Source organism: Micromonospora sp. NPDC127501, from assembly GCF_040302185.1.
GTDB lineage: Bacteria > Actinomycetota > Actinomycetes > Mycobacteriales > Micromonosporaceae > Micromonospora.
Genome location: NZ_JBEORJ010000004.1, coordinates 1 through 13,113 on the forward strand (window position 1 = coordinate 1; position 13,113 = coordinate 13,113).

Sequence of the window (13,113 nt, forward strand, 5' to 3'; positions counted from 1 at the left end):
ATGGTACTGCACTCGTGAGGGTGTGGGAGAGTAGGACGCCGCCGGACAATCTTCCAGAAAAGGCCACCCCCAATGGGGGGTGGCCTTTTCTGCGTTTCCCCTTTTCCTACGTATCCCTGCCCGGGTTGATCGACCCGGGTTGCTGAGTACCCCGGGCTACCCGGTGACCCGGTGAGGACGGGAAGGAGGGGTTCAGGGCGCCCGGAGCTGGCAAGGTCACGCTCGTTCCTGGATGTAGTGGCCTCACGGCGTGCGGATACCACTACATCCAGGATGCTGCGCGATCTTGCGGCCTGAGGATCAGCAGATCAGCGGTCGGGGGTCAGCAGATCAGGGGTTCGGCGGTCAGTGGGTCTGCAAGCTGAGTGTGCGGTCCAGGCCTGGGCCTGGCGTCCAGGGCTAGGCTCGGCCTGTGGATGAGGTCCTGATCTTTCTGGTGTTCGCGGGAGGCGTGGCGGCGGTCCTGGGCATCCTCTGGTGGCTCGCGTCCCGGGTCCGTCGTCGCGGCATCGGTGGCGAGGTCATGGGTCCGTTCGAGGAGATGTGGCACCCCGCGGCGCACCGGTTCCGGGCCGAGATCCGGGTGCAGGAAACTCGCACGGTGCCGATGCCACCCCAGGGCGGCAAGCGCAATGGGCACGGCGGCAACGCCACCGAGCTGACCCAGACCTGAGCTGACCCCAGACCTGAGCTGACCCCGGGTAGGACCGACCCCAGAGCAGGGCCGCCTCAGAGCAGGGCCGACTCAGAGCAGGACTGACCTCAGAGCAGGACTGACCTCAGAGCAGGACTGACCTCAGAGCAGGATCGACCCGGAGCGGGGCCTCAGGACGTCTTCGGCCCGCAGACGTAGCGGGGCTCAGCGTCGTAGCGCCAGGTGAACTTCTCCCGCTTGACCACCACGCCGCCCTTCTTGATGACCCGGAAGGCGTCCTGGGTGAAGCCGTTGATGCCGTTGGTCTCGATGCACGAGGGCCCGGGAGCCAGGTGGATCTGCTTCGGCGCCGTGATGTTGCGGCGCGGCCCGTACTCGGTCTTCACGCTGTCGTAGATCTTCGTGCTCCAGATCGAAACGGTGATAGTGCTGGACGTGTACGACGTGTCGATGAGCACGCCGTACTCGGTGTTGTTGCGGAACTTGAAGTCCAGATCCGGCCAGAAGATGGTCGACTCGATGACCGCCGGGTACCGGTCGAACCAGTACGAGTGCGGCTTGTGCTCGACGTCCTCCAAGCCGGCGTAGTAGGTCGCGTTGAACAGCGTGGTGGTGAACTGCGAGGTGCCGCCGCCGACGCCCGGCACCAGCTTGCCGTCGAGGATGACAGGTGCGTCCCGGTAGCCCTGGGCGTACCCGCGCTCGCCGGTGTGCCCGTTGAGTGAGAACGTCTTCCCAGGCAGCACGACCGTGCCGTCCACCTTCCTCGCGATGGTCGCGATGTTCTGGCTACGCGACGACGCCATGCCGCCGGTGAACCGGGTGGTGAAGGTCGACACCCGCTCCTTGATGCCCAGGCCGGCGAGCTTCTCCCCGGTCAGCTCCGGCGGCGTCGGCTTCAACTCGCCGGTCACCTCGCGGCCGTCCGCCTTCGGCAGTACGGCCAGCAGGTCTCGGCTGAGGGCTGCCGAGTCCAGCTGCTGCCCGGCTCGCCCCTCCTTGGCGGTGGGCCGGCCACCGGAAATCGTCATCGTGGCGTCCTTCGGCGGCACCTCGATGGCGGCCAGCTTGTCGCCGAGCGCCGCCCGCAGCCGCTTGACGTCCACGGAGGGGGCGAGCTTGCCGGCCTTGTCGGCGCCGAACCTGAGGCTCTTCGCGATGGCGGCGGGTGGGATCGTCACCTGCCCCTTGTTGGTACGCAGGGTGACCGGCGCGGCGACCGCCGGCTTCGCCAGCTCGTTGACCATCCGGTCCAACTCCTCCGGAGTGGTCGCCGGGTGGGTCTCCACCAGGGGCACGGTGACCGGGGCACCGGCCAACCAGCCGGCGCGGACCACCTCGGCGGAACGCTCCGGGTTCAGAGCCAGCCCGGGCTTGGGCTGTACGACCTTCGGCGTGGTGCCCTGATAGGTGATCGCCGGCATCGTCATTCCCTGGGCCTGGTTGCCGAGCACCTTACGGAGCGCGTCGTCCAACCGGCCCACGTCGACGGTCACCACCGGCTCGACGGTGCGGGAGCCCACCAACCGGCTGACCGGGTGGGCGTCGGCCTCGGCGGCTGCCGCGACGGTCGCCGGCACGTCGACGGTCAGCCCCACGTCGGCGGGGTTGATCTCGGCGGTGCGCCCGTCGACGGTGACCTTCAGCGGCGTGGCGAGCGTTGCCGCCCGCCGGTCCAGCTCCGCCCGCAACTCCCGGTCGGCGTCCGCGCGGCTCCGGCCGCCCAGTTCGGTGCCGAGCACGCTGGTGCCACGGGGAACGTCACCGGCGTACGCCCAGGCGCCGGCACCCGCCACGGCGGCGAGGACGCCACCGGTGATGCCGGCGGCGAGCAGCGTGCGCATCCGACGCGGCCGGCGCGGGCCGCCGTCCGGCTCGCCGGGAGCGGCTGTGGTGACCGGCTCAGCTCCATCGTCCGGCCAGGTGACCGCGGTGACCTGCACGGTGGGCCGGTCGTCGGCGGGTGGACTGTTTTCGCCGTACAGCGTCACTGCAACCTCGATCGCCAGGGTGCCGCGGGAGGTCCTCCCTCCCGGAGGCACCTACGGTAACGAATGCCCGGCCGTACTCGTCGGCTGCGCCCATCAGGCGCTGCTACCGCGTGTCGTTCGGCGTGTCGCACCGGTCCGGGGGCGGTGCCGACGGCCGACCACCGACGTGGCACGGTGACCGGGTGGGCACTGCGGAGCGGGTGTTGGCGTACGGGGGCGGATCGCTGGACCGGGCGGGACCGTTGCGCACCGATCCGACGCGGTTGGGTGCGCTGCTCACCGAGGCGACCAGCGTGCTGCTGCCGATGTGGCGGGACCGTTGTCTCGTCGACGGGCACGGGCCGGTTCGGCTCAGCGCGGAGCGCGCGGCGCTGGTCCGGTCCGCCGCCGGCGAGACCGTCTTCCTGGGGCTCGATGGAGGGGCGGCCGTGTTCGCCGCGGACCTCTCCGCACTCCCCGAGCGGTCCGCCGTCGAGATGGCCGGTGCGGTGCGGTCCGTCGACGTGCGGGCACTGGTCGGGCGGCTGGAACCCGGCGACGCGGCCGTCCAGGCGTACGCCAGGGGTTTGTTGCACTGGCACCGGCAGCAGCGATTCTGCGGGACGTGTGGCGCGCCGGCCGTCGCCGACGGCGGAGGGCACCTGCGGACCTGCACCGACGCGGAGTGCGGACGTCTGCTGTTCCCCCGGATCGAGCCGGCCATCATCGTGTTGGTCGAGGCACCCGGTCGGTCGGGGCGCTGTCTGCTGGCCCGGCACGCGGGCGCGGCCGAGGACGCGTACTCGACGCTGGCCGGCTTCGTCGAGATCGGCGAGAGTCTGGAGGACGCGGTCCGTCGGGAGATGGGCGAGGAGGCGGGCGTGACCGTCACCGACGTGACCTACCAGGGGTCACAGGCGTGGCCGTTCCCCGCAGGCCTGATGGTGGGCTTCCGGGCCACGGCCACCTCCGACGAGGTTCGCGTGGACGGCGAGGAGTTGCTGGAGGCGCGTTGGTTCACCCGGGCGGAGTTGCGGGACCGGGCAGCCTCGGGTCGTCCGCTCGGTCGGGTGGACTCGATCGACCACCGGCTGCTGACGGACTGGCTCGCGGAGGGCTAGTCGGGCTCGGCCGCCGGAACCGGAGCGCGCCGACGGGCCGTCACCGCCATCAGGGCGGTGGTGACGACGGCCGTGGCCAGGGCCACGATGAGAAGGCCGGGGACGGTGTGGGGCCGGAGGGTCGCGGTGACGGCCACCAGGCCGGCCACGCCCACCCACAGCGGTGCCGCCGCCCAGCGCGCGCCGGCCGCGAGTCGGTCGTTGAGCAGCACGAACGTCACCGCGTAGAGCGCACCGACCGCCGCGAAGAGGGGCGCGTACCGGCCCAGGTGGTCGTAGTCGGGCCCACCGGCGAGGCGGAAGGCGAGCCCTCCGGCGAGCGTCGAGGCGAGGACCAGCACCACGCCGCACCCGCCCGTCACCGCGAGCGCAACCGTTCGGCTGCGCCGGTCACCGCGGGCCAGTCGCGGTAGGGCCAGGACGGCGGCGACCTGCGGTGCCCAGAGCGCGCCCTTGCTCAGGACGGTGCCGACCGAGTACGCCCCGGAATCCGACGGGGACAGCAGTTGCCGGGCCAGCAGCAGGTCGGCGTAGGAGACGACGAGCATCGCCAGGGTCGCACCGCAGCCGGCGACGACCTGAGCGACGGTCAGCCGTGGCGCGGTGGACGACCGTCGGGGCTCGCGGGCGAGTCGGGTCAGCACCGCAGGGGTGAGGGCGGCGGTCAACGCGCCGACCGCCAGCGCGCCGGTTGGTCCCGCGCCGAGCAGCAACCCGGCGATGACGCCGCCGTAGCGGCCGGCGGCGAGCAGGGCCATCCCGACGGCGAGTCGTACGAAGCGTTGGCCACCCTGCAACTCTCCGAGGGACCGGGAGGAGAGCACGATCGCCGCGGTGGTGACCGCCAGCAGCGCGGGCATCTCGACCGGGAGATCCAGGGCGGTGACCAGCAGTGGCGTCGCCGCGACCAGGGTTCCGGCGGCCACCGCGGCGGTGATGACGGTGAGCCGCCGAGTGTCGGAGGCGCCGTGCCGGGCGTGGTGCACGGCGACGGCCAGTTGCAGGCCGAGCCCGGGCACACCGACGATGGCCACCAGACCGAGGGCGGTGGCGAGCGCGCTGAGGTCGGCCGGGTCCAGCCGACGGGCGGCCAACACCGGGACCAGGTAGGCCAGGCCGTTGACGAGGACGCCGGCCACTGTGACGGCGGCCCCCGCCGCGCCCAGGCCGTTGATCCGTCCGCCCGCCCGCTCCGTCTCCGCTGTCCCCTCCGAACGGGGGGACCGCCGAGCCCTCACGTGATCTCGGAGAGGGTCGGATGCTGCCCGTCGGCTGGCCCCGATGCCGCCAGGTCCGGCTTCCGGTCCTCTGCTGCCGCTTGTTCCGCTGGTTCCGCCGATACTGCTGGTTCCGCCGGTTTCGCTGGTTCCGCCGGAGTCGTCGTGGCCCGGCGTACGGGTCGTCGCCGGGCGGCGGTGGAGAGCCAGAGAGCACCCAGGGCGACGACGATCATCAGTTGCAAGAGGGCGTCGGTGTTGCGTTGCGTCGAATTGAGATAGAGCCACCCGGCGAGCAGAACGAGCGCCCCGGGGAGCCACGTCTCGACGGCCCGGCTGATCGTCCTGGCCCGACGTGGGTCGGCCGGCCAGGGCAGGCGGCGTGGGCCGGGTACCGCCAGCATGAACCCCGCCGCGACCAGCAGGCCGCCGATGAGACCGCTCCACAGCACCAGTGCGGCGGCGCCGACGGCCAACAGCGGCAGGGACCGGGTGAGCCGACGACGGCCCCTCGGTACGGCGGCCGACGACAAGCGCCCGGTGGGCTGTCGGGCGGGCAGCACCGCGAGGAGGACCACCACCGCCAGCAGGATGCCGCCGAGCAGCAGGCCCGCCCGGTACGTCGTGTCCGGGGCGAAGCGCAGTACGACCTCGCCGGAGGTGCCGGCGGGAAGAATCCAGCCCTGCTGCCATCCGTCCACCACCAGCGGCTCCAGCGTCCGCCCGCCGATGGTCGCCTCCCAGCCGGTGTTGGTGTTCTCCCGCACGGCGAGTACACGGTCGACGGGGTGATCGGCCACCCGTACCCGTCGTTCGGTGGCTGCCCAGGAGCCCACCTCGATGGTGCTGGCGACCGCAGCCGGGGTCGACCTGGGCGTCCGCGGCACCAGGGCGACCCGAGTCGCCGAGGCGAGCTTGCTCGGTGTGGTCACCAGGCGGTGCTCCCCGCGGCCCAGGTCAAGCTGTCGGGGCGTGTCCCGCCCGCACGGTGCCACCGGCATCTCGCGCAGTTCGAGCAGGTCGCGGAGTGTGCCGCGGAGCGTGGTGGTCACCCGGGACGCGCCGATCTGCAGCGTCGGGCCCGACCCACAGGCCAGCGTCAGAGGTGTGTCGAGGCGCGGTTTGACGATGGGCGCTCCGGGCAGCACCGTCACCTCGCCGACCGCGACGGGCAACTGCTCCGGCAGCCGCAACCTGTACGGGTCGGTGCTCGTGGCGGACGGCTTGTCGAGGAACTGAATGGTGATCTCGTCGGTCCGCATCGGCGGATCCAGGCGAAGGAGACCGTCGTCGCCGAGCAGGCTGCTTCGGAATCCGTCGTCGCCGACCACTCGCACACTGCCGAGGCGGGTGGCGGCTGTCTCGTCGTCCACGGAGAAACGGAGCCCGGTGATGGTCTGCGGCTTGAGCCACTTGAGGCGAAGGATCGGCGCCTCGTCGCTGGCCGCCGGTGACCAACTGGTGGTCGGATCCCCGTCGAGTGCCGCGCCGGCCCGGCCGGTCGGGTCGGCAACGGCCGTAGAGGAGGCGTTGACCTGCGCGGAGAGACGCAGCGGCTGTGCGTCGGCCACCAGCTTGTCGAGGGCGTTGTCCAGCTCCGGGCCGGCCGTCGGCCGCGCCCACAGCTTGGCGTCGTACGCCCCGGCGGCGGGCAGGGAGAGGGTCCGGTCGATGGTGGAGCCGTCCTCAGAGCCGCGTACGGCGTCGGTGGAACAGCGAGGGAGGCCGTCGACGGAGAAGCAGGCCGGTGTAGTGGGCGCCGCCGACACGACGACGGTCGCCGGCCGGTCGGTGGCCGGTGCGGCGGGAAGGAGAAGGGTCCGGCTGGTCTGGATCCCGGGAATCTTGATCTCGGCGATGCCGACCGACCCGTTGCCGAGCGAGCGGAGGTCGTAAGCGTCGTCGATCGTGATCTGGACCGCACGGGTGACATGGACGCCGGGCAGTTCGAAGACCATGTGATCACTGAACTGGTCGACGGTGCGGCTCTCGTACCCGGCGGTGACGGTCACCGCCGTCGGCAGGGCGTCGGCCTTCACGTCGAACCAGACCTCGACCCGGGTGACCCGTGTCGGGTTCGCGAGGCCCACCTCGACCCACTGGCGGTCGCTGGGCGAATACGGCGCGGACTGCCAGGAGGTTTCGGGATTGCCGTCCATCGCCGCGTACGGCTGGTGCTCGGGGCGGGCGCCGCCGGGAGAGTCCACCTGCGAACGGGAGGTCGACGCGCGAATCGCGCTGATGCCCTCGAAACGGGCGACGGTGGACTGCTGTGCCCCCCACTCGGGCAGGTAGTCGTGGGCGGGTGCCGTCACCTCGAAGGTGTCATCGGCGGTGAGAGTCTGGGAGGTGTTGTCGCGCAGTCGGCCGAACGACACGTCCCGCCTGCGCAGACCGTCGGTCATCGCGACCGGCCCGGCGACGCCGGTAGCCGCCGCATCGCCTGCCAGGACCGTTGGCGCCGGGCCGAGCTGCCCTGCCGCGGCGAGGTCGAGGAGCGATTCCGGGCCACCCACCACTGTGGTCACGTCGTCACGGTCGTAGGCGACCACGGGCTCGACGGGCCGGTCGACCCGGTAGACCTCCAACGCCCGGACGGGCGCGTCGAGCCCCTGGTCGCGGAACTCGTCCGGAGACGACGGCCCGCCGCGCAAAGGGCCGAAGGAGGCGACGCGGGTCAGCCCGGGTGAGCGATCCAGTGCCTGGCGGACCACTGCCGGGCGGGCCGTGTCGGAGCGGCCGTGGTCAAGGTCGGCGCGGAACAGGACGTGGCTGATCCCGGACCGGGCGAGCAGGTCGGCCAGCCCGGTCGAGCCGGAGCCGGTGGCGAGTGTCGACTCGATCGCGTCCAGCAGCCGGATCGTCGTCGGTGGGGTGAAGGGGATGGCGTTGCGTACCGCCCACCGGCTGTTCAGCAGCGGCTGGGTGATCTCATCGGTGGTGGTGCCCCAGTCGTACGAGGGGAAACGCGCCCCGGGTACGACGAGTACCCGCCCGCGCCCGGTGTTCGCGTCGAGCCAGTCCGTGGCCTCATGCCAGTAGCCGGGCACCGCCTTGACGCCGCCCGGCGTGGCGAGACCGCCGGCGAGTGCGGGCGTGGCAACCGCCGTGACGGCGACCATGGCCACGCCGGCCGTGAGCCAGGCGCGTGCGACAGTTCGTGGGCGGTGCAGCTCGGGCGCGGTGCGTGCCGCGCGGACGGCGAGGCCGATCAGGTGCGCCATGCCCAGGGCCAGGGGCAGGCGGAGCAGGACGTCGAACTTGTGCACGTTACGCAGGGGGGCACCGACGCCGTCGAGGAACTCCCGCTGAGGGCCGGCGAGGATGTTCGGCAGGTCGCTGACGTGTCCGAGACCGACGAGCGCGGCACCCAGCACCAGACCGGTGATGAGGAACCGGCGGTGCGGCATCCCGCGTCGGGACAGCCCAAGGACACCGAGGGCGGCGACGACCAGGGTGGCGGCGACCAGTACCGCCGCGTTGGCGAGTCGTGCACCGGACGGAAGGACCGGACCGAACGGGGAGGCCAGGTAGGCGAGCCAGTAGGAGGCGCCGCGGAGCGTCGTCACCGCGTCGGTGACGCTGGTCGTGTTCCGGGCCGTCTCGATGTAGTCCAGGAAGGGTGGGCTGTACCGCCCCAGAACCAGCAGCGGAACCAACCACCACGCCGTGGCCAGCGCCACCGCGCCACACCAGGCGGCGATGGCGGTGACGCGGCGGCGTACGGGCTGGAGGGTGGCGAGCCAGAGCAGGGCGAGTGGCACCACCGCGGCCACGGCTGTGGCGTTGACTCCACCGGCGCAGGCGACGGCGACGGCCGACCCGGCGACGGCGCGCCGCACGGGGGTGCCGCGGGCGAGGCCCACCAGCGGAATGAGCACCCAGGGGGCGATGGCGCTGGGCCAGGACTCCACCGAGCCCCAGCCGAGCTGGGTGAGGATGCGGGGTGACAGCGCGAAGGCGACACCGGCGATCATGCGTCCGGCGGGCGTGCCGATAGCCAGCCTGCCCGCCAGCCGTACCGCTCCCAGGTAGGCGACACAGAAGATCAGCGCCCACCACAGCCGCTGGACCACCCAGGGCGCGAGGCCGAGTTCTGATCCGAGCAGGAAGAACGGGCCCATCGGCCAGAGATATCCGTACGCCTGGTTCTGTAGCTGACCGAACGTGCCGGTGGGGTCCCAGAGGTGCAGCGAGCGGAGCAGCCACCCGGTCGCGTTGACGTTCAGGTCGATCTTGGTGTCGGGGACGATCTGACCCGGGGCCTGCTGAAAGGCGAGGGCGGTGAGAGCGATGCAGATGGTCAGGTGCCGGAACCGTCGAGCCGTGTGCCGGGCACGGCTGGAACCCGGTGCGGCGTCACTGGTCACCTCTGCACGCATTTCGGCTCCTGTCTTCGCCAGCCGGACGCGCACCTGCAACCCACGACCGTTGCGCGACGTTATCCGGAGCTGGCACGGACGGGCCACCAGGGGTGCCGCGCTGGCGTTATCGGGAGAACGGCCATCCCCACGGCGTGTAAGCGTGTGGCAGGCTGCCGACCATGTCAATGCCAGAAGCTGAGGCCGAGACGCACCCGGAACGCGTCACGTCCGATGCCGACCGGCCGGGTCCGGTCGGCCGATGGTTCCGTGCCGACCGCGTCCGCGCGGTAGCGCTCGCCCTCATCGTCGTGTCCGTCGCCTGGCGCGCCGGCCTTGCCACCCGTGGCTGGTTCTCCCAGGACGAGTTCGTCATCGCCGCCCAGGTCCTCGACACCCGGTTGGACGCGGACTTCCTCCTGCGTACCTTCAACAACCACCTCATGCCCGGCGGCCTGCTGGTGGCGTGGGCGATGGTGCGGGCGGCGGGGTTCGTCACCTGGCCCTGGGTGCTGCTGCTGGCGGTCGGCCAGGCGGCGATCGGGTTCGCCGTCTACCGGCTGCTGCGCGATCTGCTCCGGCCAGGCTGGGGGCTGCTCATCCCGCTGTGCCTGTTCGTGTTCAGCCCGCTGACGCTTGAGGTCTCCTCGTTGTGGCTCGTCGGGCTGCTCGTGATGCCGATGCAGCTGGCCCTGGTCATGGCGGCGGCGGCCCAGATCCGATACGTGCGGACCGGCCGACTGCGGCACCTCGTGGCGGTCGTCCTGTGGGTGGTGTTCGGCCTGCTCTTCGACACCAAGTCCCTGCTGGTCGTGCCGCTGCTGTTCCTGCTGACCCTCTTCCTCTTCACGTCGGGCGGTGCTTGGCGCAGCCTGGTGACGACGGTCCGCCGACACTGGCCGGCGTGGCTGGTGCTCGGTGCGCTCTCCGGGGCGTACCTGGCGTTCTATCTGACCCGTCCCGCCCGCGAGCTGGACGAACCCACATCCGTCGGTCAGGTCCTCAAATTCCTCGGTGACCTGGTCGGCGAAACCGTCGTTCCGGGTCTGCTCGGAGGCCCCTGGCGTTGGTCGTACGCCGGTGACGGTCCTCCGGCCGTGAACCCGTACGACATCGCCAAGTGGCTGTCCTGGGCGGTGCTGGTGGCTTTCATCGTGGTCACCGCGCGGCGGCGCCCGTCGGCTCGGCGGGCGTGGCTGCTACTCGCGTGCTACCTCGGGCTGGTCGCGGCGCTCTTCGCCGTGACCCGCCTCGGTGGCCCGCTCGGCTCGTTCGTGGGAATCATCCCCCGGTACGTTGCCGACGTGGTGCTGGTCGCCGCCATCTGTGCCGGCGTGGCGCTGCTGGGGACGAAGGACGCCGATGAGGACGACGTGTCCGCGTGGCCGGTGCCGACCGTTCTGCGGGAGCCGGGTGCCTTCGCGGTCGGCCTGGTCTCGATAATCGTCGTCCTGGTCACCATCGGCGTGGGCACGCTGTGGAGCACGGCCCGTTTCGGGGACAACTGGAGCACCAAGTACGGACGGGACTACCTCGCGACGGCGCAGATCGAGCTCGCCGCCGCTGCGCCGGGCACCGTCTTCCTGGAAACCACCGTCCCGGACCGCGTCATCGCCGGTTACTTCTGGCCGGACAATCTCCAGTCGCACTTCTTCCGACCGGCCGAGCGTCGGCCCACCTTCGTGGAGGAGGCCGAGAAGCCGTTCATGTTCGACGACTTCGGCCGTATTCGTCCGGTCGTGGTTCAGGGGCGGAAGGTCGTGCCCGGCACGGTGCCCAACTGCGGTCACCTGGCGGAGGGTGGCCAGCCCGCCCGGATCCCGTTGGACGGGTACCTGGAGGAGTGGCCGTACGCGATCCACTTCGGCTACGTCAGTACGGGCGACTCGACGGCAATCGTCCGTCTCGGGGACGCCGTCCGGGTAATCACCCTGAAGCGCGGGTTGAACGACGTGTTCTTCCTGCTGGAGGGGGCTGGGGACGCCGTCGAGGTCACCGTGAGCACCTCGGGGGTCAGGGTGTGCACCCAACTGATCACCGTCGGTCGCGCGGTGCCGGCACCGTGAATGGTTGAGCAGACCACCCGCGTCGACGCCCCACCGGTGCGGCGGGTGCGGGACACGCTGCCGCTGTACGCCGTCGCGGCGGCCGTCACGGTGCTGGTGCTGGCCCCGCTTGCGGCACCCGGCTACGCGCTGCTGTACGACATGGTGTTCGTACCTCGGCAGCCGCTGACCTGGGATCTCGTCGCCCCGGCGCAGACTCTGCCCCGGGCGGTGCCGATGGACGCACTGATGTCCCTGGTCACCCAGCTCGTGCCGGGCTGGGTGGTGCAGCGGGTGGCGCTCGGTGGGGCGGTTCTCCTGGCCGCTGTCGGCGCCGGCCGTCTGGTGCCGACCGAACGGCTCGCGGTCCGGCTGCTCGCCGCGGTGGCGTACGCGTGGACGCCCTACCTTGCTGAGCGGCTGCTGATCGGGCAGTGGGGGCTGCTGCTCGCGTACGCCGCGCTGCCCTGGTTGGTCCGGGCGGCGCTGGACCTGCGGGCGGGTCGTGATGGCGCGCTCGCTCGGGTGGTTCTCGCCGCTGCTCCCGCCGCGATCACCCCGACCGGCGGGTTGATCGCGTTGGGCACTGTGGTCCTGCTGGTCTCGGACCGGACGCGCCTTCGCCGGTCGGCGCTCGTGGTGGGCGGCGTCGCGCTACTCAACGCCCCCTGGGTGACCGCGGCCCTGGTCACCGGCGCTGGCGGTTCATCCGACCCGGCGGGGGTGGCGGCGTTCGCGGCGCGTTCGGAGAACTGGGCCGGCCCGCTGGTGGCGCTCGCGGGTACGGGTGGCGTCTGGAGCGCGCAGGCGACCCCCTCCAGCCGCGCGGCACCGCTGGTGCCGCTGGCGACCCTGATCCTGCTGATTCTGGCCGGTGTCGGTGCCGGCCTGCTGCGGCGGCGGCTGCCCCCGGGAACGGCGGTACGGCTGGCGGTGCTCGCCGGGGTCGCCTGCCTTCTGGCTGCCCTCGGGGTGCTCCCCGGCGGGGCCGCCGCGCTGCGCTGGGCGGTGGTGCATCTGCCGGGTGGAGGGCTGCTTCGAGACGGTCAGAAATTCCTGGCCCCGTACGCCCTGCTGCTGGTGGTGTGTGCCGCGTTGGGCGCCGAGCGGCTGGTGGCGAGAATCGACCGGGAGGTGGCGGGGGTGGTTCTGGTCGGCCTGCTGCTCCTGCCGGTGGCCGTCATGCCGGACCTCGCCTTCGGCGGTGCCGGGCGGCTTCGTCCGGTGAACTATCCGGCGGACTGGCAGGCGGTGGCCGAGCGGGTGGCCGGCGAGCCGGGGGAGATCCTCGCGCTGCCCCTGTCCGCCTATCGGGCCTATCCGTGGAACCCGGGACGTGTCGTCCTGGATCCGGCGCCCCGCTATCTGCCGGGGACGGTGCTGATCGACGACACGCTCCGGGTCGGTGATGTCGCGGTGGCCGGGGAGAATCCACGGCTCCGCGAGGTGCGCCGGGTGTTGGCCGAGGGGCGGCCCGTCTCGGCGACGGGCGTGCGCTGGGTGGTGGTGCAGCATCAACTGCCCGGCGAGGTCGACCCGGCGACCCTGCGCGACCTGCAGGTCGTCCACGAGGGACCGTTTCTCACTCTCTACCGGAATCCGACTGTTCCTCCCGAATCGGATCCCCCTGGGCGTGGCGCGTGGGCCGTCGTGATGGCGCTCGGCGCTGCCCTTCTGGTGGTCATGGCCGCCGCCATTTCGGCACTACACCGCCGCCCTACCGCGTGGTAACGTCCGCTCGCAC

7 protein-coding genes are annotated in these 13,113 nt (G+C 71.7%); 4 read left to right on the forward strand and 3 right to left on the reverse strand.

The features are described 5' to 3' along the window. Positions 1-412: 412 nt before the first annotated feature. Positions 413-673, forward strand: a complete 261-nt coding sequence (locus ABTW72_RS10050; protein WP_350856752.1) for a hypothetical protein — start codon at positions 413-415, stop codon at positions 671-673. Positions 674-825: 152 nt separating this feature from the next. On the opposite strand, the gene ABTW72_RS10055 is transcribed toward ABTW72_RS10050, so the two are convergent. Further along, on the reverse strand, positions 826-2,646 hold the full coding sequence (locus ABTW72_RS10055) for a VanW family protein (protein WP_350856754.1): 1,821 nt from the start codon (positions 2,644-2,646) through the stop codon (positions 826-828). A 182-nt stretch (positions 2,647-2,828) separates the two neighbouring features. Between ABTW72_RS10055 and nudC the strand changes: the two genes are divergently transcribed. Beyond that, on the forward strand, positions 2,829-3,746 hold the full coding sequence (gene nudC, locus ABTW72_RS10060) for an NAD(+) diphosphatase (RefSeq protein WP_350856757.1): 918 nt from the start codon (positions 2,829-2,831) through the stop codon (positions 3,744-3,746). Here nudC and ABTW72_RS10065 read toward each other — a convergent pair. Next, positions 3,743-4,984 (reverse strand): lipopolysaccharide biosynthesis protein, encoded by a 1,242-nt coding sequence (locus ABTW72_RS10065; protein WP_502892181.1) that lies wholly within the window; start codon positions 4,982-4,984, stop codon positions 3,743-3,745. The two genes, nudC and ABTW72_RS10065, sit on opposite strands and share 4 nt — an antisense overlap. Next, the gene (locus ABTW72_RS10070) at positions 4,981-9,345 is read right to left on the reverse strand and encodes an alpha-(1->3)-arabinofuranosyltransferase (protein ID WP_350856760.1); all 4,365 of its coding nucleotides are present in this window, start codon (positions 9,343-9,345) and stop codon (positions 4,981-4,983) included. The genes ABTW72_RS10065 and ABTW72_RS10070 overlap by 4 nt, the downstream gene beginning before the upstream one ends. 167 nt (positions 9,346-9,512) lie before the next feature. On the opposite strand from ABTW72_RS10070, the gene ABTW72_RS10075 reads away from it, so the two are divergent. Next, positions 9,513-11,390 carry a glycosyltransferase family protein gene (locus ABTW72_RS10075; RefSeq protein ID WP_502892190.1) on the forward strand — a complete coding sequence of 626 codons (1,878 nt, stop codon included), beginning with the start codon at positions 9,513-9,515 and terminating at the stop codon, positions 11,388-11,390. Beyond that, positions 11,391-13,100 (forward strand): MmpA family trehalose lipid delivery protein, encoded by a 1,710-nt coding sequence (locus ABTW72_RS10080; protein ID WP_350856766.1) that lies wholly within the window; start codon positions 11,391-11,393, stop codon positions 13,098-13,100. Positions 13,101-13,113 lie beyond the last annotated feature (13 nt).